This is a genomic window from Nocardia gamkensis NBRC 108242 (assembly GCF_001612985.1).
Lineage (GTDB): Bacteria > Actinomycetota > Actinomycetes > Mycobacteriales > Mycobacteriaceae > Nocardia > Nocardia gamkensis.
On sequence record NZ_BDBM01000044.1, the window covers coordinates 1 to 24,220 of the forward strand.

General features: G+C 68.0%; 26 protein-coding genes. 15 read left to right on the plus strand and 11 right to left on the minus strand.

The features are described 5' to 3' along the window. From NG1_RS27230 to NG1_RS27240, 3 genes are all read left to right on the plus strand, one after another. Positions 1-473, plus strand: a 473-nt coding sequence (locus tag NG1_RS27230; protein WP_501193577.1) for a DNA-directed RNA polymerase subunit beta, incomplete at its 5' end; no start/stop codon positions are given. A 142-nt stretch (positions 474-615) separates the two neighbouring features. Continuing rightward, positions 616-4,569 (plus strand): DNA-directed RNA polymerase subunit beta', encoded by a 3,954-nt coding sequence (locus NG1_RS27235; protein WP_062975481.1) that lies wholly within the window; start codon positions 616-618, stop codon positions 4,567-4,569. A gap of 131 nt (positions 4,570-4,700) precedes the next feature. Beyond that, a complete protein-coding gene (locus NG1_RS27240) occupies positions 4,701-5,177 on the plus strand; it encodes a PaaI family thioesterase (RefSeq protein WP_245660079.1) in 477 nt (158 codons plus the stop codon). Positions 5,178-5,390: 213 nt separating this feature from the next. Here NG1_RS27240 and NG1_RS27245 read toward each other — a convergent pair whose 3' ends face one another. After that, positions 5,391-6,401, minus strand: coding sequence for an aldo/keto reductase (locus NG1_RS27245; RefSeq protein WP_062975483.1), 1,011 nt, complete (start codon positions 6,399-6,401; stop codon positions 5,391-5,393). A 100-nt stretch (positions 6,402-6,501) separates the two neighbouring features. On the opposite strand from NG1_RS27245, the gene NG1_RS27250 reads away from it, so the two are divergent. Beyond that, on the plus strand, positions 6,502-7,356 hold the full coding sequence (locus NG1_RS27250; protein ID WP_062975485.1) for a helix-turn-helix transcriptional regulator: 855 nt from the start codon (positions 6,502-6,504) through the stop codon (positions 7,354-7,356). Here the strand turns inward: NG1_RS27250 and NG1_RS27255 are convergent. After that, positions 7,353-7,976: a DUF8020 domain-containing protein gene (locus NG1_RS27255; protein ID WP_062975487.1), complete on the minus strand. Its 624-nt coding sequence runs from the start codon at positions 7,974-7,976 to the stop codon at positions 7,353-7,355. The two genes, NG1_RS27250 and NG1_RS27255, sit on opposite strands and share 4 nt — an antisense overlap. A gap of 289 nt (positions 7,977-8,265) precedes the next feature. On the opposite strand from NG1_RS27255, the gene NG1_RS27260 reads away from it, so the two are divergent. Together NG1_RS27260 and NG1_RS27265 are read left to right on the plus strand one after the other, a co-directional pair. Continuing rightward, complete coding sequence (locus tag NG1_RS27260) at positions 8,266-8,598, plus strand: ArsR/SmtB family transcription factor (RefSeq protein ID WP_062975489.1); 333 nt, start codon at positions 8,266-8,268, stop codon at positions 8,596-8,598. Continuing rightward, positions 8,595-9,071, plus strand: coding sequence for an SRPBCC family protein (locus NG1_RS27265; RefSeq protein ID WP_062975491.1), 477 nt, complete (start codon positions 8,595-8,597; stop codon positions 9,069-9,071). Before NG1_RS27260 ends, NG1_RS27265 begins: the two co-directional genes overlap by 4 nt. Before the next feature lie 77 nt (positions 9,072-9,148). Here NG1_RS27265 and NG1_RS39265 read toward each other — a convergent pair whose 3' ends face one another. The 4 genes from NG1_RS39265 to NG1_RS27285 form a co-directional block, all read right to left on the minus strand. Next, complete coding sequence (locus NG1_RS39265) at positions 9,149-10,930, minus strand: pirin family protein (protein WP_245660080.1); 1,782 nt, start codon at positions 10,928-10,930, stop codon at positions 9,149-9,151. An 86-nt stretch (positions 10,931-11,016) separates the two neighbouring features. Continuing rightward, positions 11,017-11,310, minus strand: coding sequence for a putative quinol monooxygenase (locus NG1_RS37575; protein WP_062975493.1), 294 nt, complete (start codon positions 11,308-11,310; stop codon positions 11,017-11,019). Positions 11,311-11,350: 40 nt separating this feature from the next. Continuing rightward, positions 11,351-11,809 (minus strand): MerR family transcriptional regulator, encoded by a 459-nt coding sequence (locus tag NG1_RS27280; protein WP_062975495.1) that lies wholly within the window; start codon positions 11,807-11,809, stop codon positions 11,351-11,353. Positions 11,810-11,881: 72 nt separating this feature from the next. Then, positions 11,882-12,253: a glyoxalase superfamily protein gene (locus NG1_RS27285; protein ID WP_062975497.1), complete on the minus strand. Its 372-nt coding sequence runs from the start codon at positions 12,251-12,253 to the stop codon at positions 11,882-11,884. Between the two features lie 58 nt (positions 12,254-12,311). Here NG1_RS27285 and NG1_RS27290 point away from each other — a divergent pair, with 58 nt between their 5' ends. Next, positions 12,312-12,515 carry a hypothetical protein gene (locus tag NG1_RS27290; protein ID WP_040870275.1) on the plus strand — a complete coding sequence of 68 codons (204 nt, stop codon included), beginning with the start codon at positions 12,312-12,314 and terminating at the stop codon, positions 12,513-12,515. A gap of 21 nt (positions 12,516-12,536) precedes the next feature. On the opposite strand, the gene NG1_RS27295 is transcribed toward NG1_RS27290, so the two are convergent. Further along, complete coding sequence (locus tag NG1_RS27295) at positions 12,537-13,028, minus strand: SixA phosphatase family protein (RefSeq protein ID WP_062975499.1); 492 nt, start codon at positions 13,026-13,028, stop codon at positions 12,537-12,539. Positions 13,029-13,210: 182 nt separating this feature from the next. On the opposite strand from NG1_RS27295, the gene NG1_RS27300 reads away from it, so the two are divergent. Further along, a complete protein-coding gene (locus NG1_RS27300; protein ID WP_062975500.1) occupies positions 13,211-14,881 on the plus strand; it encodes an FAD-dependent oxidoreductase in 1,671 nt (556 codons plus the stop codon). Between the two features lie 257 nt (positions 14,882-15,138). Here NG1_RS27300 and NG1_RS27305 read toward each other — a convergent pair whose 3' ends face one another. The 3 genes from NG1_RS27305 to NG1_RS27315 all read right to left on the minus strand — a co-directional run bounded on the left by NG1_RS27305 (position 15,139) and on the right by NG1_RS27315 (position 17,617). After that, positions 15,139-15,933, minus strand: coding sequence for an acyl-[acyl-carrier-protein] thioesterase (locus NG1_RS27305; protein ID WP_040870270.1), 795 nt, complete (start codon positions 15,931-15,933; stop codon positions 15,139-15,141). Positions 15,934-16,154: 221 nt separating this feature from the next. Beyond that, the gene (locus tag NG1_RS27310; RefSeq protein WP_062975501.1) at positions 16,155-17,288 is read right to left on the minus strand and encodes a transglycosylase SLT domain-containing protein; all 1,134 of its coding nucleotides are present in this window, start codon (positions 17,286-17,288) and stop codon (positions 16,155-16,157) included. Next, positions 17,285-17,617 carry a type VII secretion target gene (locus NG1_RS27315; RefSeq protein WP_062975502.1) on the minus strand — a complete coding sequence of 111 codons (333 nt, stop codon included), beginning with the start codon at positions 17,615-17,617 and terminating at the stop codon, positions 17,285-17,287. Before NG1_RS27315 ends, NG1_RS27310 begins: the two co-directional genes overlap by 4 nt. A 145-nt stretch (positions 17,618-17,762) precedes the next feature. On the opposite strand from NG1_RS27315, the gene NG1_RS27320 reads away from it, so the two are divergent. Continuing rightward, the gene (locus NG1_RS27320) at positions 17,763-18,737 is read left to right on the plus strand and encodes an NADPH:quinone oxidoreductase family protein (RefSeq protein ID WP_062975504.1); all 975 of its coding nucleotides are present in this window, start codon (positions 17,763-17,765) and stop codon (positions 18,735-18,737) included. Between the two features lie 103 nt (positions 18,738-18,840). Further along, entirely contained in the window at positions 18,841-19,869 is a 1,029-nt protein-coding gene (locus NG1_RS27325) for a winged helix DNA-binding domain-containing protein (protein ID WP_312038725.1), read from the plus strand. 10 nt (positions 19,870-19,879) lie between these two features. Here the strand turns inward: NG1_RS27325 and NG1_RS27330 are convergent, their stop codons facing one another. Continuing rightward, on the minus strand, positions 19,880-20,404 hold the full coding sequence (locus NG1_RS27330; RefSeq protein WP_062975508.1) for an Lrp/AsnC family transcriptional regulator: 525 nt from the start codon (positions 20,402-20,404) through the stop codon (positions 19,880-19,882). A 161-nt stretch (positions 20,405-20,565) separates the two neighbouring features. On the opposite strand from NG1_RS27330, the gene hppD reads away from it, so the two are divergent. The 5 genes from hppD (at position 20,566) to rpsG (ending at position 24,110) form a co-directional block, all read left to right on the plus strand. Continuing rightward, entirely contained in the window at positions 20,566-21,768 is a 1,203-nt protein-coding gene (gene hppD / locus NG1_RS27335) for a 4-hydroxyphenylpyruvate dioxygenase (RefSeq protein ID WP_062975510.1), read from the plus strand. A gap of 57 nt (positions 21,769-21,825) precedes the next feature. Continuing rightward, on the plus strand, positions 21,826-22,353 hold the full coding sequence (locus NG1_RS27340) for a DUF3558 domain-containing protein (RefSeq protein ID WP_040870258.1): 528 nt from the start codon (positions 21,826-21,828) through the stop codon (positions 22,351-22,353). A 10-nt stretch (positions 22,354-22,363) separates the two neighbouring features. Continuing rightward, positions 22,364-22,921, plus strand: a complete 558-nt coding sequence (locus tag NG1_RS27345; RefSeq protein WP_062975512.1) for a DUF3558 domain-containing protein — start codon at positions 22,364-22,366, stop codon at positions 22,919-22,921. 342 nt (positions 22,922-23,263) lie between these two features. Continuing rightward, on the plus strand, positions 23,264-23,638 hold the full coding sequence (rpsL, locus tag NG1_RS27350) for a 30S ribosomal protein S12 (RefSeq protein WP_040870256.1): 375 nt from the start codon (positions 23,264-23,266) through the stop codon (positions 23,636-23,638). 1 nt (position 23,639) lies between these two features. Then, complete coding sequence (gene rpsG / locus NG1_RS27355) at positions 23,640-24,110, plus strand: 30S ribosomal protein S7 (RefSeq protein WP_040739280.1); 471 nt, start codon at positions 23,640-23,642, stop codon at positions 24,108-24,110. Positions 24,111-24,220: the final 110 nt, after the last annotated feature.

Sequence of the window (24,220 nt, forward strand, 5' to 3'; positions counted from 1 at the left end):
TCGCGGTCGGTTACATGTACATCTTGAAGCTGCACCACTTGGTCGACGACAAGATCCACGCGCGTTCGACCGGTCCGTACTCGATGATCACTCAGCAGCCGCTGGGTGGTAAGGCGCAGTTCGGTGGTCAGCGTTTCGGTGAGATGGAGTGCTGGGCCATGCAGGCCTACGGTGCGGCGTACACGCTGCAGGAGTTGTTGACCATCAAGTCCGACGACGTCGTCGGTCGCGTGAAGGTCTACGAGGCGATCGTCAAGGGCGAGAACATCCCGGAGCCGGGCATTCCGGAATCGTTCAAGGTCTTGCTCAAGGAACTCCAGTCGCTGTGCCTCAACGTCGAGGTGCTGTCGTCCGACGGCGCCGCGATCGAGATGCGTGACGGCGACGACGAGGACTTGGAGCGTGCGGCGGCCAATCTCGGCATCAACCTGTCGAGGAACGAAGCGGCCACCGTCGACGATCTGGCGAACTAGGCGGTCGGCCGGATGCCGTCACCGGCGGCATCCGGCCCGCACCGCGCGGATTACCGGACGTGCTCGGCCGAGCGAAGTCTCGGCAGACACTCACTAGTGAACTTTTGCTCGAATTCGACCCGCACAGGGGAAAGGAAGTTACGTGCTAGACGTCAACTTCTTCGATGAACTCCGGATCGGCCTGGCCACCGCCGAGGACATCCGTCAGTGGTCCTACGGTGAGGTGAAGAAGCCGGAGACCATCAACTACCGCACGCTCAAGCCGGAGAAGGACGGCCTGTTCTGCGAGAAGATCTTCGGTCCCACCCGGGACTGGGAGTGCTACTGCGGCAAGTACAAGCGCGTTCGCTTCAAGGGCATCATCTGTGAGCGCTGTGGCGTCGAGGTGACTCGCGCCAAGGTGCGCCGCGAGCGGATGGGCCACATCGAACTGGCCGCTCCGGTCACCCACATCTGGTACTTCAAGGGCGTGCCCTCGCGCCTGGGCTACCTGCTCGACCTGGCGCCGAAGGATCTGGAAAAGATCATCTACTTCGCCGCCTACGTCATCGTGGCGGTCGACGAGGAACTGCGGCACAACGAGCTTTCCACGCTCGAGGCCGAGATGGAGGTCGAGAAGAAGGCGGTCGCCGATCAGCGCGACGCCGACCTCGAGGCCCGGGCCCAGAAGCTCGAGGCCGACCTGGCCGAGCTCGAGGCCGAAGGCGCCAAGTCCGACGTCCGCCGCAAGGTGAAGGACGGCGGCGAGCGGGAGATGCGCCAGCTCCGCGACCGCGCCCAGCGTGAGCTGGACCGGCTGGAGGAGATCTGGAACACCTTCACCAAGCTGGCGCCCAAGCAGCTCATCGTCGACGAGGTGCTCTACCGCGAGCTGGTCGACCGCTACGGCGAGTACTTCACCGGCGCCATGGGCGCGGAGTCGATCCAGAAGCTGATGGAGAGCTTCGACATCGAGGCCGAGGCCGAGTCGCTGCGCGAGACCATCCGCTCCGGCAAGGGCCAGAAGAAGCTGCGCGCGCTCAAGCGGCTCAAGGTCGTCGCGGCCTTCCAGGCCAACGGCAACTCGCCCATGGGCATGGTGCTCGACGCTGTTCCGGTGATCCCGCCGGAGCTGCGCCCGATGGTTCAGCTCGACGGTGGCCGCTTCGCCACCTCCGACCTGAACGACCTGTACCGTCGCGTGATCAACCGCAACAACCGTCTCAAGCGACTGATCGACCTCGGCGCGCCCGAGATCATCGTCAACAACGAGAAGCGGATGCTGCAGGAGTCCGTGGACGCCCTGTTCGACAACGGCCGCCGCGGCCGTCCGGTCACCGGACCGGGCAACCGTCCGCTCAAGTCGCTGTCCGACCTGCTCAAGGGCAAGCAGGGCCGGTTCAGGCAGAACCTGCTCGGTAAGCGCGTCGACTACTCGGGCCGTTCGGTCATCGTCGTCGGCCCGCAGCTGAAGCTGCACCAGTGCGGTCTGCCCAAGCTGATGGCGCTGGAGCTGTTCAAGCCGTTCGTGATGAAGCGCCTGGTCGACCTGAACCACGCGCAGAACATCAAGTCGGCCAAGCGGATGGTGGAGCGGCAGCGGCCGCAGGTGTGGGACGTCCTCGAAGAGGTCATCGCCGAACACCCGGTGCTGCTCAACCGTGCGCCCACGCTGCACCGCCTCGGTATCCAGGCCTTCGAGCCGCAGCTGGTGGAAGGCAAGGCCATCCAGCTGCACCCGCTGGTCTGTGAGGCGTTCAACGCCGACTTCGACGGTGACCAGATGGCCGTGCACCTGCCGCTGTCGGCGGAGGCGCAGGCCGAGGCACGCGTGCTGATGCTGTCGTCGAACAACATCCTGTCGCCCGCCTCCGGTCGGCCGCTGGCCATGCCGCGTCTGGACATGGTGACCGGCCTCTACTACCTGACCCGTCTGGAAGAGGGCGCGAAGGGTTCCTACGAGCCGGCCACCGCCGACGGTCCGGAGCGGGGCGTGTACTCCTCGCCCGCCGAGGCGCAGATGGCGGTGGACCGCGGTGAGCTCACCGTGCGTTCGCTGATCAAGGTCCGGCTGACCGACCAGCGTCCGCCGAAGGACGTCGAGGCGGAGCTGTTCCCGGAGGGCTGGCGTCGTGGCGACGCGTGGACCACCGAGACCACGCTGGGCCGGGTGCTGTTCAACGAGCTGCTGCCCGTGGACTACGCGTTCATCAACGAGCAGATGCCGAAGAAGCGTCAGGCGACGATCATCAACGATCTCGCCGAGCGCTACCCGATGATCGTGGTCGCGCAGACCGTCGACAAGCTCAAGGACGCGGGCTTCTACTGGGCCACGCGTTCCGGCGTGACGGTCTCCATGTCCGACGTGCTCGTGCCGCCGGAGAAGGCCGAGATCATGGAGCGCTACGAGGCGCAGTCGGATCAGATCGAGAAGAAGTACCAGCGTGGTGCGCTCGATCACCAGGAGCGCAACAACGCCCTGGTCAAGATCTGGCAGGAGGCGACCGAGGAGGTCGGTAGGGCGCTGCGCGCGCACTACCCGGCCGACAACCCGATCATCACGATCGTCGACTCGGGCGCCACGGGTAACTTCACCCAGACCCGTACCCTCGCCGGTATGAAGGGCCTGGTGACGAACCCGAAGGGTGAGTTCATCCCGCGGCCGATCAAGTCCTCCTTCCGTGAGGGCCTGACGGTTCTGGAGTACTTCATCAACACCCACGGCGCTCGTAAGGGTCTGGCCGACACCGCGCTGCGCACCGCCGACTCGGGATACCTGACCCGTCGTCTGGTGGACGTCTCGCAGGACGTCATCGTGCGCGAGCACGACTGTGGCACCGAGCGCGGCATCGTGGTGCCGATCGCGGAGAAGCTGCTCGACGGCACGATCATCCGCGACGCGCACGTGGAGACCTCCACCTACGCGCGCACGCTCGCGGCCGACGCGGTCGACGCGCAGGGCAACGTCATCGTGGCGAAGGGCGCCGACCTCGGCGATCCGGCGCTGGAGGCGCTGCTGGAGGCCGGTATCACCGAGGTGAAGGTCCGCTCCGTGCTGACCTGCACCACCGGTACCGGTGTGTGCGCGACCTGCTACGGCCGCTCGATGGCGACCGGCAAGCTGGTCGACATCGGTGAGGCCGTCGGTATCGTCGCCGCGCAGTCCATCGGTGAGCCCGGTACCCAGCTGACCATGCGTACCTTCCACCAGGGTGGTGTCGCGGGTGACGACATCACCGGCGGTCTGCCGCGTGTGCAGGAGCTGTTCGAGGCGCGCGTGCCGAAGGGCAAGGCGCCCATCGCCGAGGTCTCCGGTCGCGTGCGGCTGGAGGACGACGATCGCTTCTACAAGATCACCATCATCCCGGATGACGGTGGTGAAGAGGTTGTCTACGACAAGCTCTCGAAGCGGCAGCGTCTGCGGGTGTTCAAGCACGACGACGGCTCCGAGCGTCTGCTCTCGGACGGTGACCACGTCGAGGTCGGCCAGCAGTTGCTGGAAGGCGCGGCGGATCCGCACGAGGTGCTGCGCATCATGGGGCCCCGTCAGGTCCAGGTCCACCTGGTCCACGAGGTCCAGGAGGTCTACCGCTCGCAGGGTGTGTCGATCCACGACAAGCACATCGAGGTGATCGTGCGCCAGATGCTGCGTCGCGTGACGATCATCGATTCGGGCGCGACGGAGTTCCTGCCCGGCTCGCTCACCGAGCGCGCGGAGTTCGAGGCATCCAACCGCCGCGTCGTCGCCGAGGGCAACGAGCCCGCGGCGGGTCGTCCGGTGCTGATGGGTATCACCAAGGCGTCGCTGGCCACCGATTCGTGGCTGTCGGCGGCGTCCTTCCAGGAGACCACCCGAGTCCTGACGGACGCGGCGATCAACTGCCGCTCCGACAAGCTCATCGGCCTCAAGGAGAACGTGATCATCGGTAAGCTGATCCCGGCAGGTACCGGTATCAACCGGTACCGCAACATCCAGGTGCAGCCGACCGAGGAAGCCCGTGCCGCCGCGTACGCGGTGCCGTCCTACGACGACACCTACTACAGCCCGGACAGCTTCGGTCAGACCACCGGCGCCGCAGTCCCGCTCGACGACTACGGCTTCAGCGACTACCGGTAATCCGTCGCAACGAGCTTCGGCCCCCGCTTCCTTGTGGAGCGGGGGCCGAATTCGTTCGGTGACGGGTCCGTAGTGGACAACCGGGGTGGGAGGCAGTAGGAAAGTAGAACAGGTTTCAGTTCTGTTCGGAGGTGGCGGTGGACGGCGCGGCGTTGGGTGATCTGGTGGTGGCCGGATTCCGGAAGCTCGGTTTCATCCAGTACGCGGAGGTCGAGTGGGAGGAGTTCGCGGCGGGGCGGAACGTGGTGTCGATCGCGCCGCGGGCGCGGCATTTGAACCACAACGGAGATCTGCACGCCGCCGTGTTGTTCGGGATGGCGGAGACCGCCGCCATGGGTGCGTCGGTGTCGGGGATCGTCGACCTGATGGGGGAGACCTTCATCGTCGCCAAGGACGGACGCATCGAATACAAAGCCCGCGCGAAGGGGGACGCGGGGCCGTTCCGCGCCACGTCCGCGTTCTCCGCGCAGACGCTGGCGAAGATGCGGGCGGACATCGAGGCGAGAGTGCCGCTCGAACTCGACGTGCCGGTGGACATCACAGACAGCGCCGGAAAGATCGTGGCCGCAGCGATGTTCACGGCTGTGCTGCGTCCACGCCGGGCCTGATCGCATCGAGAAGCTCAGCGGGGCATGATTCGCGTCTACGGCACCGCGCGTCGTGCGGAGGCCGCCAGGATGACGCTGCCGGCACACGACGTGGGCACGCTTCGGCGGTGATGCCGCCCTGGGTCATTCCGACACGGTTCGGCCTCTCGCCGAACCGTGTGCCTCGGCGAGAGGCCGGTCCGGATCGGCTGTGCGATCCGCCGGGCTTCGGACTCAGCGCTCGCTGTCGAGCGTCGCCATCAGCGGCGTGGCGTAGCGTTCGCCCGCGACCCGGTCGGCGGGCACGGCCGCTTCGATAGTGGACAACTCCGCGTCGGTGAGCGAGAGGTCCAGCGCGCTCACCGCCTCCGCCCAGCGTTCGCGGCGGCGGGTGCCGATGAGCGGCACGATGTCCTCGCCGCGGGTCAGCGCCCAGGCGATGGCCAGTTGCGCCACCGAGGCGTCCTTGCGCGCCGCGATCTCGTTCAGCGCGCGCACCAGTTCGAGATTCCGGTCCAGGTTCTCGCCTTGGAAGCGCGGGCTGTGGGCGCGGAAATCGTTCGGAGCGAAGGTGGCTCCGGGCGCGATCGCGTCGCTCAGCAGGCCCCGGGAGAGCACGCCGTAGGCCGTGACGCCGATGCCGAGTTCGCGGCAGACGGGCAGGATCTGCTCCTCGATGCCACGGGAGAGCAACGAGTACTCGATCTGCAGGTCCGCGATGGGGTGTACGGCCGCCGCACGCCGAATGGTGTCCGCGCCGACCTCGGACAGGCCGACATGGCGCACGTACCCTGCTTCGATCAGCTCGCCGATGGCGCCGACGGTGTCCTCGATCGGCACTGCCGGATCGAGCCGTGCGGGGCGATAGATGTCGACGTAGTCGACGCCGAGCCGCTGGAGGCTGTAGGTCAGGAAATTGCGCAGCGCGGCAGGCCGGCTGTCCACGCCCGCGAAGGCGCCGTCGGGACCGCGCAGCGCGCCGAATTTCACGCTCAGCACCACATCCTCGCGTGGACGTTCGGCGATGGCCTTGCCGATCAGCGTCTCGTTGTGTCCCGCGCCGTAGAAATCGCCGGTGTCGATCAGGTTGACGCCGGAATCCAGCGCCGCGTGGATGGTCGCGGTCGATTCGGCGTCGTCGGTCGCGCCGTACGCGCCCGACATGCCCATCGCCCCGAGGCCGATCCGGCCGACCGTCGGGCCGGTGGCCCCGAGCCGCACTTCGTGGATTTTCGTTGTCGTCATGGGACCAGCCTGAATCGTGCGCCGCCGCCGCGGGAGAGACCGTTTATCAGGGGAGTGGCGATCCCTGGCTGAGGGCGCCGTTTCCGAGGACAGTAAGGGCATGGACCGCGCCGAACTCGCCGATTTCCTGCGCCGCCGCCGAGAGCAGCTCACCCCCGCCGACGTCGGGTTGCCGCCGGGTGTCCGGCGGCGCACGCCGGGACTGCGCCGCGACGAGGTCGCGCTGCTGGCGGGCATGTCGACGGACTACTACACCAGGCTGGAGCAGGCGCGCGGTCCGCGTCCGTCCACCCAGGTCCTCGCCTCGCTCGCGCGCGCCCTGCGTCTCGACAACGACGAACGCGACCATCTCTACCATCTGTGCGACCACGCGCCGCCGGGACGCGATGCGACCGACAAGCACGTGGGCCCCGGGCTGATGCACCTGCTCGCCAAGCTGGACGACACCGCGGCCACCGTCGTCACCGATCTCGGCGAGGTGCTGGTGCAGAACCGGATGCATACCCTGCTCGTCGGCGATCACGGTGACCGTCGTGGGTGGGAGCGGTACTACGCCTACCGCTGGTTCACCGACACTTCGTCGCGCGCGATCTTCCCCGAGGAGGACTGGGATCGGCTCGGCCGCAACCACGTCGCCGATCTGCGTGCCACGGCCGCGCGCCGTGCGGGCGACGCGGACGTGCTGGAGCTGGTGGCCGAGCTGCGTTCCGCGAGCGCCGAGTTCGACCGGCTGTGGGACGAACATCAAGTGGCCGTGCGGCTTTCGGATACCAAGCGCATCCGGCATCCGCAGGTCGGCCTGATCGACGTCGTCTGCGAAACGTTGCTCACGCCCAACGCCGCCCAGCGTCTGCTGGTCTACCTGCCGCGTCCGGGCACGGACGCGGCCGAGAAGCTGGACCTGCTGCGCGTGATCGGCACGCAGCGGCTGACGCCCGTCGCCGGGCTCGACTAGGGCGCGGTGACGTACTCGAGCGCCGCGTCGACGGCGGGCTGCCCACCGCCGATGACGAATCCGGCCATCGCGCCGATCGCGGCGCCCGCCACCGCGGCGGCGGGTACCGTGATGAAGTCGATCACGAACAGGCCGAGCGGGAATCCGACGATGAAGCCGATGGCGGCGCCGATGCCCGCGCCCGCGAGGATGGTCGGCATGGCCTTCTCGGCCTCGGCGTAGAACCGCTCCTGGGCGCCGATGTCGCGCAGTGGGGCGTCGGTCATCGCGACCGGTGCGACGGTGAGCCGGTGGCCCGCGTCCTCGAGGACGGGGTCCAGCACCACGCGCTGATCACCGATGCGCAGGGTCATCGGCAGCGCGGCCACCACATTGCCGTCGCGATCGGAGACCGTCACGACCCGGCCGTCGTGGGTAGATTCGAACGTCCCGTCCTGGATGGTGGCTACGGCCGCGCGCCGGTCGCTGGTGGCGGCGACCTCGTAGGCGACCTGGTGGAACGATCCGCGCAGGTCGAGCGGGGCGTCGGTGGGCGCGGGCTGTGCGTGCGCGGCGCTCGTGGTGAGTGCGGTGGCCGCCAGCGCGACCAGCGTCGTCGCGGTGAATCGAGAGGTCCTCATCGTGCTCTTTTCCGTGTGCCGCCCCCGTGTCCGGTTCGTCGGGAAAAGATACCGCTCGGCGGCCCCGATCAGAAGGGGCTGAGCGACAGTTCTTCGCCGAGTTCGGTCGCGAAAGCCTCTGTCGCACATCGCGGCACGGTGGGGACGGGCCGGTTGGGCGGTTTCGGCTGTGGCTGGATCCGCCGACGGCACGTCCCGGATCGGCGGTCGCGTCGCTGGTCCGGCCGGGTTTCGGAGCGGTGTGACTTCCCTCTTGACGCCCGCCCTCATCTCCGTAACACTGAACTAGATGGTTCAGTATGACTTCTTGGACGCCTCCTTCGGGGCGCTCGCGGATCCCACCCGGCGTGGGATCCTGGAACGCCTCGGCAGTGGGCCCGCCACCGTCAGCGAGCTGGCGGAGCGCTTCGAGATGACGCTCACCGGCGTCAAGAAGCACATCCAGCTGCTGGAGGCGGCGGGCATGGTGGTGACGGAGAAGCGCGGCCGGGTGCGGTACTGCCGCCTCGGCGAGAACGTCTTCGACCGCGAAGTGGCCTGGATGCAGGGCTACCGGCGGATGGTGGAAGCGCGGCTGGACCGTCTCGGCGAATTCCTCGAGCGAACGGAGCAGGACCGATGAGCACAACCACGAACGACGCGGTCATCACGACCGACACCGACCGCGCGATCCACATCGAGCGGATCTTCGATGCCCCGCGCCAGCGCGTGTGGGACGCCTACAGCCGGATCGAATTGCTCGCCCAGTGGTGGGGGCGCGGCAATCGGCTGGACATCGAGCGCTGGGAATTCCGTCCGGGCGGGCATTGGCGCTTCGTCGAGCACTCCGACGAGGGAGCCCATGGCTTCGAGGGCCGTTTCCGCGAGGTCACCCCGCAGGAGCGCATCGTGTACTCCTTCGAGTGGGACGGCATGCCCGCCCATGTGGCGATCGACAGCGTCAGCTTCGTCGACCTCGGCGACGGCCGCACCAAGGTGGTCACCGACAGCCAGTTCCACACGCCGCAGGAGCGCGACGGCATGCTCCAGTCGGGCATGGAGACCGGGCTCAACGAGAGCTACCGCGCGCTGGACGCACTGCTCGCGCGCGGCTGAGCCAGGACGCTTCGGCTCCGCTCGCGAGTCGCGTGGGCGGAGTCGAGGCGAGTGGTGGAATCTAGAGTGTGCCGCGATCAGTCCCGCGCCGGGCCGATCCGGCGCTTGCGCGGCTTCAGGTGCAGTCCGGGCAGGGGCGGCGCGGGAATGCGTTGTCGCGGGGTGTGGCCCGCGATGTCGGCGAACCGGGTGACGTCGTGGTTCTCCCAATCCGCCCGGGCGGCGAGGATGTCCTCGTGGCTGCGGCCGACGAAGTTCCACCACATCACCAGTTCCTCACCGAACGGTTCGCCGCCGATCAAGGCGAAGTGCGCGCCGCCAGTGGTGGCGAGCCGGAGTTCGTCGCGCTCGGTGCCCAGGTACAGCAGCGGTCCGGGAGCCAGTTCCTCGCCCGCGACGGTCACCTCGCCCTCGATCACCAGCATCGCGTGCTCGAAACGAGGGTCGAGCGGGAGGCCGACCTCGGCCTCGGGCGCCAACCGGACATCGGCGCCGACGATGGGTGTGTAGGCGATCGCGGGTGAGGTCTTCCCGGCCAGGGACCCGATCAGCACGATCGCGCGGAGGCCGGGCGCCTCGACAACGGGCAGTTCCCGATGCTGCTCGAAATGCGGAGCGATGCCGGTGCGGTCGCCCGGCAGCGCGATCCACAGCTGCAAACCGTGTCCGGCGGGCGCGCCCGCGACGGCGTACTCGGAATGGGCGATGCCGCGTCCGGAGGTCATCAGATTCAGCTGACCGGGTTCGATCTGCACGTCCGAGCCCACCGAGTCGCGATGCCGGATCCGGCCCTCGAACGGCCAGGTCACCGTTTGCAGGCCGATGTGCGGATGCGGATCGATGTCCGGCGGCGCACCGGTCTTGGTGACCGTCGGCGCGCCGAAGCGGTCGAGGAAGCACCACGCGCCGACGGTCGGCAGGTCGCGTTGCGGCAGCACGCGTTCGACGAAGACGCCGCGCACCCCGCCGAGCGGCACCTCACGGGCCGGATACCGCTCCGCGACCGGCCCCGGACCCGTCGCCGGTTCGCAGAGCGTCTCGGCCGGGCGCGGATCCAGATCACTCACCGATCGACGCCCTTGCCGATCACGTGGGCGTCGTACTGAGGGTGCTTGTCCAGATACGCCTTGATGAACGGGCACACCGGCCGGATCACGCGCTCGCGCCCGACGGCGTCCTCGATGGCCTTCCGGGCCAGGACGGAACCCGAGACCTTTCCCGGAGAACGCGCCGTCGACCTCGGTGTGCGTGAACACCGTCTCGTCGTCGCGTTCCTCGTAGTCGGCGAAGCCGGCCAGCTTCCCGCCGTAGAACACCTCGTAGCGATGCCGCTCGTCGTTGCGGACGACCTCGGACTCCGATGTCGATTCGCTCATGGTTCCCTTCTCCTTCCGGGCGCGTACCGGATGCCTGCTGAGAATCGAGACCCGGTTGAACGCGCCGATCGTGGTGGCCACCCAGATGACGACGGACAGCTGATCATCCGTCAGATGCCGGCGAGCCGAAGCGTACTCACGCTCGATGACGTTTTCGTCCGGAAGCGTCGCCGTGATTTCCGCGATCGCGAGCACAGCCTGCTCGAACGGGGTGTACGTGCCGCCGCGCCGCCATCCGGGCAGCACCGCGATCTCCTGTTCGGTGACCCCGGCGGCCAGGGCGGCGCGGTAGTGCACGTCCAGGCAGTACGCGCAGCCGTTGAGCTGGGAGACGCGCAAATTGATCAGTTCGATGATCCGGCGATCCAGCCCCACCGCCGCGCCCGCGGCCCTGACCTCGTTCGCGACGCCGTTGAGCGCGCGGAACGCGGCCGGCGTCTGCTTATCGATCCAGACGCGGTCACGCGGCGTTTCGGGCTTCATATTCGTGGGATGTTAGTCGCCGCCGGTGAACGGCACGGAGCAGGCCACCGGATAAGCGGACTCCGGTCCGCCGGACCGCCGCACGGTCACTCGATCTCGGTGAACCGGCGCAGCTGGAACGGTTCGACGAGCACTTCCTGGAACGCGGTGGCGAGAGCCCTCAGGTGCGGCGTGCGGAAGTGTGCGTCCAGGGCGTCGGCATCGGCCCACTCCTCCAGCAACACCATCCGGCTCGGGTCGGTGGGATGCAGGTAGAGCTCGTAACGGATGCAGCCGCTCTCCGCGAGCGTCGGCTCGATCATGCCTTGCAGCAGATCCCGCAGTTCCGCCTCGCGACCGGGCTTGGCGGTGAAGCGAACGTTCAGCGTCAACGTCGACATGGGCGTCTCCTGCTCTCGAGGAAGTGTTCCCGGCTCGTTGTCATACCTTGATCTCTTCGCTGTCGTGCGCGGTGACCACGTCCGGCTCGATCGCTCGCCCCTTGCCTTCGTACAGGGCGATCTTGTGGTCCAGCACGGCCAGAGTCTGACGAAGTTCATCGATCTTGGCGAGCACCTCGGCGCGGGTATCCCGGAACATCGCCAGCCGTTGCGGGAACGTCGCGTCTCCGGCCCGCACCAGCTCGGCATAGCGGAGCATGTCCGCCACCGACATGCCGGTCGTGCGCAGCCGCCCGATCAGCGCCAGCCATTCCAGATCCCGGTCGCTGAACCGCCGCTTGCCGGTGTGGTCGCGCCCGATGTAGTCCATCAGGCCGATCCGCTCGTACCAGCGCAGGGTGTCCCGGCTCAGTCCCGATCGCTCGGACACCTCGCCGATCGAGTACCGGGGCTGCTCCCTGTCCTCGCGTGCGCTCGCGTATGGCGCGGTTTCGCTCATGCACTCGCCCTTCCCGTGGAACATCGACGACGCTAGTCACCTGGAGTGCACTCCAAGCAAGGGGCCGTATGTTCAGCTGCTGTAGTCGGGCAGTTGCTGGACCGCCCATTTGTTGCCGTCCGGGTCGGCGAAGAAGGTGAACAAGCCCCAGCCGAGGTCCTGGACCGGAGTGGCGTCCACGCCCGCGGCGATCAACTGCTGGTAGGCGTCCTCGGCGCTGGCCACCACCATCTGCATGCCTCGGACGCTGCCGGGCGCCGCGTCGGTGATGCCTTCGCCGAGGCAGATCGAGCAGCCGGAGCCGGGTGGGGTCAGCTGCACGAAGCGCAGGTTCTCATCGACCCGGTGATCGTGATCGGCATGGAAACCGATCTCGGTGTAGAAGTCCTTGGCGCGGTCGACGTCGGTCACCGGAATGGCGACGAGCTCGATTTTCCAGTCCATCCGGCGAGCATTCCATCAGCCGCCGACAAAGTCCCGGATTCCGGCATACGCTGGGAACATGCCTGGAAAGGACATCGACCGGATCAGGGCTCGTTCGGCCTGGGCGACGGTCAGGGAAAGCCCGGTGATCACCGCGATCGCGATCGCGCCGTTCGCGATCGCGCTCGGCGTCGTGTGGTGGTTGTTCGGCGGTCTGGCCGCGTTCGCGCTGCTGCTCGTGCTCGGTGCGGGCGTTGTGGTCGGCGGCAGATTACTGCGCTGACCGCGCGCGAGCCGCGTGCGGTCAGCGCGGGATGTGGAAATGCGTCAGTTCGCCGGTCCCCGGATCGATGTCCGCCCACTCGCGGTCGAAGCGCAGCACCGCGAGTGCTGAGGTCGGGAACTTCCGGCTGAGTTCGACGGCCGGGGCGCTGTCGCGGTTGCTCGCCAATTCCCAAGCCGTCCACGGTATGCCGGGCGCGTGCCCGACCACCAGCAGGGTCGCCACGTCGTCTTCGCTGAGGCGGACCAGTTCGATCAGCGTCTCCGGCGCGGCCTCGTAGATCCCGGGTTCGAAGACGGCAGGCGCGGTGACGCCGGTGGCCGACAGCGTTTCCCTGGTCCGTGTCGCGGTGGAGCAGCGCACGGCGTCGATCGGCGGTTGCGTAGCTCGCAGCCACCGACCCGCCAGTCCCGCCTCGCGCCTGCCCCGCGGCGCCAACGGCCGCTCGTGATCGTCGACGCCCTCGGGATAGGCCGACTTACCGTGCCGCATGAGGATCAGAGTCCGCGCCATGGAGATACGGTAAGGCCTCCGGGCGAGAGGTCTCGACCACACTCGAGGCAAACTGAAAGCGGCATCACATCACGCGCTCCCGCGGGCGATCCCCGCGGCGTACGTGACGGACGCCGCTCATCTGTCCACCACAACCCCATGGGTGGCCACGGCCCACGTACTTCTTCGAGGATCAGCACAATATGGCCTACGTAATCACGCAGCGTTGTTGCAACGACGCCAGCTGCGTCTCCGAGTGCCCGGTCGACTGCATCCGTCCCACCCCGGACCAGCCGGAGTTCGCGACGACCGAGATGCTCTACATCGACCCCGACACCTGTATCGACTGCGGCGCCTGTGTCGACGCGTGCCCGGTGGAGGCCATCTTCTCCGAGGACGACCTGACCGCTTCGCTGGCGCGATTCCGCGACATCAACGCCGATTATTTCCAACGGCATCCGCTGGAATCGAACTTCGACCCGATCGTCACCCCCGCGCGTCCGCCGAAGGAGCTGGGCACCCTGCGCGTCGCGATCGTCGGCGCCGGGCCGGCGGCCTGCTACGCCGCCGACGAACTGCTGCGCAGGGCCGACGTGGAAATCGAGATGTTCGACCGGCTGCCCACCCCGTGGGGCCTGGTCCGGGCAGGCGTCGCGCCCGACCATCCGGGCACCAAGACCGTCTCGGGCATGTTCGAGTCCGCCTTCCGCCGTGAGACGCTGCAGTACTACCTCAATGTCGAAGTGGGCACCCACATCTCGCACGAGGAGCTGCTGCGCCACCACCACGCGGTGATCTACGCCGTCGGCGCCTCCAGCGACCGGAAGATGGGCGTCCCGGGCGAGGACCTGCCGGGCAGCCACTCCGCCACCGAGTTCGTCGCCTGGTACAACGGCCACCCCGACTACGCCGACCGGACCTTCGACCTGTCCGGGGAGCGGGCGGTGATCGTCGGCAACGGCAACGTCGCGCTGGACGTGGCGCGCGTGCTGACCGTCGACCCGGACGAACTCGCCAAGACCGACATCGCCGACCACGCCCTGGACGCCCTGCGGCAGAGCAATATCCGCGAAGTGGTCGTGCTGGGCAGGCGCGGCCCGCTGCAAGCGGCCTACACCTCCCCGGAGTTCCTCGCCCTCGCGCACCTGAAGGGCGTCGACGTCATCGTCGAGGAGACCGACCTGGCATTGGATCACGCCAGCCAGGCGATCTTGGACGACCCGCAGGTCGAGCCGTCGCTGAAACTGAAGTACACCCTCGCCCAGGAATACGCGGGCGGTCGCCGGGCCGAAGGCAACAAGCGGATCGTGTTCCGCTATCTCACCTCGCCTACCGCGCTCACCGGCACCGACCGGGTCGAGTACATCGAGATCGTGCACAACGAGCTGTTCGAGGAAGGCGGTCAGCTCGTCGCACGGCCGACCGACCGCACCGAGAGCATCGGCACCTCGCTGGTTCTGCGGTCGATCGGGTACCGCGGCGAGCGGATCGGTGAACTGCCGTTCGACGAGCGGCGCGGCGTCGTGCCGAACGAACACGGCCGGGTCATCGGCGACGACGGATCCATGCTCGGCGGCGTGTACGTCAGCGGGTGGATCAAGCGTGGCCCGCGCGGTGTGATCGGTTCGAACCGGATCGACTCCGAGGAGACGGTGGAGCTGCTGCTCGCCGACTTCACCGCGGGCAAGCTCGCCGCGCCGCAGGCCGACCGCGCCGCGCTGAGGGCCATGCTCGCCGAGCGCCAGGCCGACTTGGTCGACCGGGCGGGCTGGCGAGCGATCGACCAGGCGGAGAAGACCGCGGGCAAGTCCACGGGCCGCCCGCGCGTCAAATTCACCACCCGCGAAGACCTGCTCAAAGCCGCCCGCGGCTGACGATCCAGGAGGCCGGTCGGAACACCGCGTTCCGACCGGCCCGGTCCCCTGGCGCCGACCGAGCCGTGCGGCAAGTCTCGTCGCCTGACGTCACGACTGCGCCGACCGGGTCTCGCCGGAACCGGCCACCGATTTCGCAAGAACATGGGTAACTCGCCGGGTACGCCCGAAACCCGAGCGGCACCCGACGCAGGACCTGCACGGGAATCCCGTATCCCCGACTGGTATGGCCTGAAAAGCCGGAGAGGCGGGGGAGCCTAAAACCCTGGAGAGGCGGGAGCGCCGGGTAAAGGCATGATGCGGACCACGGTGGTGGTGGTCCCACCGACCACGAACCACAGCCGGAGCACCGGCTGCCCGGTGCGATCTCCAGGCTCGTACCGGCTGCGCACGCTCACGTGCTGGCGGGCCAGCACCGGCGCCACGTATTCGATCACCGCGCGGTGCGGACCCGCGAGCAGCTTGGGATATTCGACCAGGAACTGTTCCACCGCTTGCCAGTAACAGGCGTTGTTGACGTGGTTGTACTGGTCGATGTCGGTGGCGCGCACCGGGAACGGCAGGTCGGTGTCGGACTCCGGCGGCGTGGCGTCGGTCAGATAGGGCCGCCACCGCAGACGGTGCTCGCCGGAGGTGCGCGCTAGGTAGGCGAGGCCCTCGTCGCTGATCCGCGCGGGCATGCCGGTGGACTCGCTGATATTGATCCAGAAGCCCTCGGTCTCGATGAGGCCGCCGTTTCCGCTGGTGATCCGCACGCGCATGTTGGTCCAGCGGGTGGACATCGCCGAGCACCACCGCAGCAACTGCACCTCGTCGGGCCACAGAATCGGCCGGATGACGTCGATGACCGTGCGCCGGATGATCCAGTTCGGGTCGGTCCGATGGAAGAACGTCTTATGCAGGTTTTCCCAGGCGATATCTTGCAAGTAGCGGGCGACGGCATCGAACCGCAACCGGTCGTAGGGATCCACATCACCAGCCCGGATGGGCCACGCCGAAGTAAAGCCCATGCCCTCCTGGGGAAGCGGGGCGAGTGGCTGATCGAGTGACACTTGTGCTCCTCGCGCTGCACGGTGTGCCGCGTTTCTTCATGCGGTGCTGTTGTGACGACTTTACGGGGCGTACGTCACACCCTCGCGTCGAGCCGTCCCTACCTCCTTAATAGTCCGTCAGCCGGGTCGTGGGCCAGCAAGAATGGGGTTTTCTGTGCGCGGCACCAGATGGAATCGTGTGCGCTCGGCAGCCGCGGGGGCAGGCCATGGCCGTGAGCGGGTCAGTAGCCCTGGTACGCGCCGCCCGAGTTGACGGCGGCGACACCGGGGACGTTCCCGAGCGACCCGTAGCGATCGATGGAGTAGCGCACTCCGGCGATGATGTTGTCGACCGGGTTCCAGACGTCGTCGTGGCCGGGCGCCTTGTAGGCGTTGAACGTGCTGTCGATGGTCTGCATGAGACCCTTCGACGGATGTCCGGCCACCCAGTTGCTGTCCCAGCGGTTCTCCGCGTATGGATTGCCCGCGGATTCGTGCTCGATGATCAGCGCGATGGCTCGTTCATCGATGTCGGCGGGGTCGTACCCCATCGCGATGAGTTTCTGCTTCGCCTCGGCGATCCATCGCGCGACGTCACCGCTGGGCAGCGGGCCGGTCGGCGCGGACGAACTCGGCCCACCGAGATACGGCGTTCCCGACGACGTGCCGTGGGATGTTCCCGAGTCGTGGTGCCCGGACATCAGCTGGCTCGACCGATCCGGTGAAGGCGCGGAGACCGGGGTTCCCGACGTGGCGGCCGGTGTGGTGGCGGCGGGCGCGGCGGGGGCCGCGGGTACGTTCGCGCTCGGCTCACCGAGCCCGGCGAACGCCGCCTCCAATTTGCCTGCCGCGCCGTCGACCTGTGTCTCGGCTCGGTTCGCCACGTCTTCGGCGGTCTTCAAGGCGTTGGTCAGCTCCCACGTCCGCGAGGCCGCCTGGAGCGCTTCCTGGAACACGAGCCCCTCGACGTCGGCCTTGTCCGCGTGCGCCCGGAGGTAGTCGATTCGTGCCCTGGCATCGACGGTGCCGTTGGGCGCGACATCGAAGGGCGGCGTCTGGTTCAGCGCGTCGTCGCGCAGGCTCAGTACCTTGGCCTTCGCCTCGGTCAGGTTCTGCACCTGGGTGGTGAGCGCGGTCTTCAACTCGAGCAGCGCGGCGCTCACCGCGGAGGCGCGCGTCTTCTCGGTCTGCATCCGGGCGTTCGCCGCGTCGCCGGCGGATCCGGACCACTGCTTCGTGTCGGCGAGCGCCTTCGTGTCGTCCGCGCCCTTGCCGACCGCGTTGTCCAGCCCCTGCGACATCCGTTCGGCGAGCGCGCCCGCCGCCGAAAGCTGCTCCGGCTGCCAGTTCTCGACGTCTGGAATGGTGAGCGTCATGGCAGCTGGAGCCCTATGGCGCGCAGCTTCGCCGCGAAGTCGTCCTCGGCCAGCTCGTACTTGCCCGCCGCGTTGTGCAGGCTGTCGGCGATCGTGGTCAGGCGCGATCCGATCCGCTCCAGGCAGCGGTGCGCGGCGTCGTTCGCGCGCTGGGCCACCGGACCGAAATCGGTGCCGGGCAGCGCGCCCGCCGCGACGCCGAGACCCTCGCCTGCGCCGAGGTCGGTGACCGACGTGGCCTCCGTGCGCAGCGTCTGCGCGAAGGAGCGCAGCGCCGCCGGGTCGACCTGCATCGTCGTCGCAGGTTGTGGCTGGTTTTGCTCGACCATGAATCCCCCTTCCCTCCCGACCGCGAGGTCGCGGCCAGCATAGCAAAATCGGGCGTCCGGACGGGCGTGCTCGGGGGGCGCCCGTTATGTTGTCGGTGTGGCGCCGGCGCGGATCAGGCCGGTGCGAGGACAGAGAGGTCGGCACATGCGCGCAGCCCAGGTCAGCAAGCTGGAGGGACCGGAAGCGGTTCGGATCGTCGATATCCCCGAGCCCGCGGTCTTCCCGGGCGGCGTCGTGATCGACGTGCACGCGGCGGGCGTGGCCTTCCCGGACGTGCTGATGACGCGCGGCCTCTACCAGATGAAACCCGAATTGCCGTTCGTCGTGGGCGGCGAGGTCGCGGGCGTCGTCCGGGAGGCTCCCGAGGACGCGCACGTGCGGCCGGGTGACCGGGTGGTCGCGCTGACCATGCTCGGCAACGCGATGGCCGAGACGGCCGTCACGCCAACGCAGATGGTGTTCCGGCTGCCCGACAACGTCTCGCTGGAGGCGGGCGCCGGCATCCTGTTCAACGACCTGACCGTGCACTTCTGCCTGCGGACCAGGGGCAGGCTGGCGGAAGGGGAGACGGTGCTGGTGCACGGCGCCGCGGGCGGCATCGGCACCTCGACGCTGCGGCTGGCGGCCGCGCTCGGTGCGGGCCGGGTGATCGCCGTGGTGAGCACCGAGGAGAAGGCCGAGGTCGCGCGCGCCAACGGCGCGACCGACGTGGTGCTGACCGACGGCTGGCTGGCGGCGGTGAAGGAGCTGACCGGTGGTCGCGGCGTCGACATCGTGCTCGACCCCGTCGGCGGTGACCGTTTCACCGACAGCATCCGTTCGCTCGCCTCGGCGGGCCGGTTGCTGGTCGTCGGCTTCACCGCGGGGGAGATCCCGACGGTGAAGGTCAACCGGCTGCTGCTGAAGAACGTCGAGGTGACCGGCGCGGCGTGGGGCGAATGGGTGATGTCGCATCCCGGCTACCTGCAGGAGCAGTGGGCCGAGGTGGAGCCGCTGCTGGCCTCCGGCAAGATCGCGCCGCCGCAACCGGTGCTGTACCCGCTGGACAAGGCCGCGGAGGCGGTCGCATCGCTGGACAACCGGACGGCCACCGGCAAGGTCGTGGTCACCCTGCGCTGACTCGTCCGGTCCGCCCGTCATGAGACTGTCCAACCGGGTATTGAACCGGACACTGCTGGCTCGCCAGCATCTGCTCGAGCGCTCGCCGCGGACGGCGCACGAAATGTGTGATCATCTCGTCGGATTGCAGGCGCAGGATTCGCCGCCGCCGTTCGTCGGATTGTGGAGCCGCATCGCGGCTTTCGATCCGTCGACGGTGTCGGACGCGCTGGAGGACCGCTCGCTGGTCCGGATCACCTTGATGCGCGGCACCATTCATCTGGTCACGCCGCCCGACGCGCTGCGGATCGCGCCGCATGTGCAGCCGGAACTGGAGAAAGCGCCCTTCCGCAAGGGTTTCAACTACGGCGCCATGGTCGGACTCGACCCGGACGAAGTGCGCGGGCAGGGCGAAGCGGTGCTCGGTGACGAGCCGATGTCGGCGGCGGACCTGCGCGCCCACGCCGCCGAGCGCTATCCCGACCGCGACCCGGGCGCGGTCGTGCAGACCTGGCTGTATCAGCTGCCGGTGTTGCAGACCCCGCCGCGCGGGAAATGGAAGAACAGCAGCAGGCCGATCTGGTCGCGGGTCGAGCCCTGGTTGGGCGCGCCGCTGGACCCCACGTATCCGTTGGCGGAGCTGATCTTTCGCTACCTACGTGCGTTCGGTCCGGCGAGCACCATGGACATGCAGACCTGGTCGAAGCTGCCCGGGATGAAGAAGGCCGTCGCGGAACTCGGCGATCGGGTGCGCACCTACACCGACGATCGCGGCCGCACGCTCTACGACGTCGCCGACGGCGCGTTGGCCGATCCGGACACCCCCGCTCCGGTGCGGCTGCTCGGGTGGTACGACAACGTTCTGTTGTCGCACCAGGATCGGACGCGGATCGTGCCCGACGGCGCCGCTCCTCCGCTGCGCGCGTTCGCGGCTCAGGTCTCTCCGGTGCTGGTCGACGGCTTTCTCGCGGGCCTGTACAAGGTCTTCGCGGATGCGAAGTCCGCCCGGCTGCGCATCAGCCCGACCCGGAGCTGGACGAACGCGGAGCGCGCTGAGGTCGAGGCCGAGGCCCACGCTCTGCTCACCTTCTCGGAGGAGGGCAAGCGGGGAAGCGTGGAAATCCTCGACGTGGGCGCCGACCTGCGCCCCTGAGCCGGATCGGTTACGGCTCGCGGGCCGGACGGTAGGCGGGCGCCTTGGTGGTCCCGGTCGGGCTCAGCGTGCGCAACAGCGGCAGCGCCCGGCGTTCGACCACGGTGGACAGCACGATGACGCTGTGCGAGCGCACCACCGAGGAGGTCCGGTCGATGCTCAGCAGCACGGCCTGCAACCCGGCGTGCGAGTCGGCGCCGATCCGGCACAGCACGTCGCCGGTGCCGGTGGTGGCGTAGGCCTCCAGCACGCCGGGGATGGCGTCGAGTTCGGCGGCCACCGCCTCCAGCGCGCCCTGGGCGATCTCCAGCGTGACGAACGCCTGCACGTCGAACCCCGCCGCGGTGACGTCGATCTGCGGGTCGTAGGAGGCGATCACGCCCGACTCCTCCATGCGCGCGATCCGGGACTGCACCGTGGCCCTGGCGACCCTGGTCCGGCGGGACAGTTCGAGAATGCCCGCTTTCTGGTACTCGTGCATCGCGGTGAGGATGGCGAGGTCGAGTTCGTCGAGCTTCGCCGATGTGCGCGCCATGGCGGCCTCCGTTCGAGCACCGGGAGGGGCTTGCTGCCCGTCCCCTCGATGCTATTCAAATTGTCCAGCATCATCCGCCATTTGCTAGACGAATTCGCCACCCTGCCTATCCGGATCAGATGCTGTTGCCTATCCGGCGGACCCGGCGATTTCCTTGGTCCATGACCATCGAGCACTTGCCGGGCGCCCGGTCCGGCGCCGTCCCCAGCGACGGCGAGCTGCGCACGCTCGTGGGGTTGGTAGACCACGACGACAGCGGTGACCCGTTTCCGGTCATCGGGTGGGACGCCCTGGTCTGGGTGGTGGGCAACGCCACGCAGACCGCGCACTTCCTGGAATCCGCCTTCGGGATGCGGTTGGAGGCGTATTCGGGTCCGGAGACCGGCAATCGCGACCACAAGGCGTTCGTTCTGCGCAGCGGCGCGGCGCGCTTCGTGATCACCGGAGCGGTGCATGCGGACAGTCCGCTGGTCGCCCACCACGATCGGCACGGCGACGGCGTGGTCGACATCGCCCTCGAAGTGCCCGACGTCGACCGGTGTGTCGCGTGGGCGCGCGCACACGGCGCGAAAGTGCTGGTCGAACCGCATGACGACACCGACGACTTCGGCACGGTCCGCTCGGCCGCGCTGGCCACCTATGGCGAGACCAGGCATACCTTGGTCGACCGGTCCGGCTACTTCGGACCCTACCTGCCCGGCTATGTCGCCCGCCGCTCCCACTATCAACGACGCGACGGCGCGCCCGCCCGGCTGTTCCAGGCGATCGACCACGTCGTGGGCAACGTGGAACTCGGCCAGATGGACGAGTGGGTCGAGTTCTACCGGCGGGTCATGGGGTTCACGAATATGGCCGAATTCGTCGGCGACGACATCGCAACCGAGTACTCGGCGCTGATGAGCAAGGTCGTCGCCAACGGAAACCACCGGGTGAAGTTCCCCCTCAACGAGCCGGCCATCGGCAAGAAGCGCTCGCAGATCGACGAGTATCTGGAGTTCTACCGAGGCCCCGGCGTCCAGCACATCGCGCTCGCCACCGGCGACATCCTGACCTGCGTGGACGCCTTGCGCCGGGAGGGCGTCGAATTCCTGGAGACACCCGCCGCCTATTACGAGGACCCGGAACTACGCGCCCGCATCGGCCGGGTCCGCGTCCCGGTCGAGGAACTCCAGCGCCGTGGCATCCTGGTCGACCGCGACGAGGACGGTTACCTGTTGCAGATCTTCACCAGGCCGCTCACCGACCGCCCCACGGTCTTCTTCGAACTGATCGAGCGCCACGGCTCCCTCGGCTTCGGCAAGGGCAATTTCAAAGCCCTGTTCCAGGCGATCGAACGCGAGCAGGAGGCCAGGGGAAATCTGTGATCGGGGCGGGCGATCTTGTCGAGCATCTTCGGCGAGTGCGTCGGTAGAGTTCTTTTCATGCGGATCAAGTCGGCAGTCGGCATCACGGCAGCCTTGGTGCTCGCACTGGCGGGTTGCGGTTCGGGGGAGGAGACCGAGGACTCGGGTCCGTCCCGTCCGGCGCCGAAAGTGGTGGCGCTCGGACCGTTCGTCGGGGAGTGTGGTCACGTGACCGACGACGAGGTGCGCACTCTCGGTGGCCTCGGCCGGATCTCCGGGGTGTTCCGCAACGCCATCGGCTGCAACTGGCAGTCGGCCGGAATCGGTTCGCCGAGTATCACATTCGCTTCCTACCGGGGCAGTCCCATCGAACGGGAACGGGCGTGGGTGACGGTCAACGGACGCGCGCCCGATCCGATAAAAGTGGGTGGGCGGGATGGCTTCGCCGCTCTGGATCCCACCGGCGTGATCTGCGATCTGGCGGTGCAGCTCGGCGACGATTTCTTCGAGTGGTCCACCAACATCGGCTCGTTCGGCGCGGTGTCCGGCAACCCGTGTGACCGGAGCCGCGCTCTGGCCGAGCTGACTCTGCAACGGATTCAGTGAGGGGTGACGAGTGAACGTCGGCCGAGACCTGTGCAGGCGCGGCGCGGCCGCTGCCGCCGCGGTTGCCCTCGCGTTGTTCGTGGGCGGGTGCGGCCAGGTGATCTCCGGAACCGCGCAGCCCGTGGGCGCGAGCCAGCCGGTCAACACCAGGCTGGATAAATTGCTGCGGGAATGCGAGATCCTCTCCCACGACCAGATCGGCGAGGCGATCGGTGAGAGCGTCCAGGTCAGCGACTCGTTCTTCGGCGCCGTCTGCATGTGGGACCTGATCGGCGCGCCCGGCGGTAACGGGATGGCCACGCTCAACTGGTACGAGAACGGGACGCTGAGCAACGAGAAGCAGACGAACAGCAAGCTCGGCTACGAAACCACCAACATCACCATCCAGAGTTCGCTGGCATTGCAGATCCGCAGGCCGAAGGACCCGGACTCCTGCGGTGTGACGGCGAGTGCGCCGGACAACGGCGTGATCGGCTGGTGGATCAACTACCGGCCCGGCTCGGGCCACCCCGATCCGTGCGACGCGGCGAAGAAGCTGATGGAAATGACCCTGAACCTGGCCAGGTAGACGATCCTCGAACCGACCCGCTTTGACCCTGTGTCCCGGCCACGGGTATCGTGGATCGCTGTGCCCGGAAGCATACGGGCAAGTTCGTGCGTGACCGTAGGCCAGCGAAAGCGGCCGACGACTCCAGCGTGCCCGGATTAAGGGCTCCGCGCCGCGCGCGACACGCCCGACCTCGGGACGCGAGAAACGTGGCCGGACGTGCGAGTGAAAGCTCGATGACAGCGGTGTGAACGACGGGCCCGGAAATGGAAGCTTGCTTCCACGACGGGCCCCGGGAGCGCCGCGAACTCATAACAGACATGAAGTCCACACACCGCGTTAACTAATAAGGAAAGCCGGTCTATGCCAACCATCAACCAGCTGGTCCGCAAGGGTCGCCGCGACAAGGTCTCCAAGACGAAGACCGCGGCCCTGAAGGGGAGCCCGCAGCGTCGTGGCGTGTGCACCCGCGTGTACACCACGACCCCGAAGAAGCCGAACTCCGCGCTGCGCAAGGTCGCGCGTGTTCGCCTGACCAGCTCGGTCGAGGTCACGGCCTACATTCCGGGCGAGGGCCACAACCTGCAGGAGCACTCGATGGTGCTCGTGCGCGGCGGTCGTGTGAAGGACCTTCCCGGTGTCCGCTACAAGATCATCCGTGGCTCGCTCGACACCCAGGGTGTGAAGAACCGCAAGCAGGCCCGCAGCCGTTACGGCGCCAAGAAGGAGAAGAGCTGATATGCCACGCAAGGGCCCCGCACCCAAGCGTCCGCTGATCAACGACCCGGTCTACGGGTCGCCGCTGGTCACTCAGCTGGTCAACAAGATCTTGCTGGACGGCAAGAAGTCCACCGCCGAGCGCATCGTCTACGGCGCGCTGGAGCAGGCGCGCGAGAAGACCGGCACCGATCCGGTCGTCACGCTCAAGCGCGCGCTGGACAACGTCAAGCCCGCACTCGAGGTCAAGCCGCGCCGCGTCGGTGGCGCCACCTACCAGGTGCCGGTCGAGGTCCGTCCGGGCCGCTCCAACACCCTGGCGCTGCGCTGGCTGGTCAACTACTCGCGGGCTCGCCGGGAGAAGACCATGGTCGAGCGCCTGGCCAACGAACTGCTCGACGCCAGCAACGGCCTCGGCGCCTCGGTCAAGCGTCGCGAGGACACCCACAAGATGGCCGAGTCCAACCGGGCCTTCGCGCACTACCGCTGGTGACGTCTGCCCGGCCCGCCGTCTGGGTCGGGAGGCACAGCCGGAACGCGGCACTCACCGGCCGCGTCCGGCGTTGACATAGAGGCGACCACAGGGTCGTCCCCGATAATCCC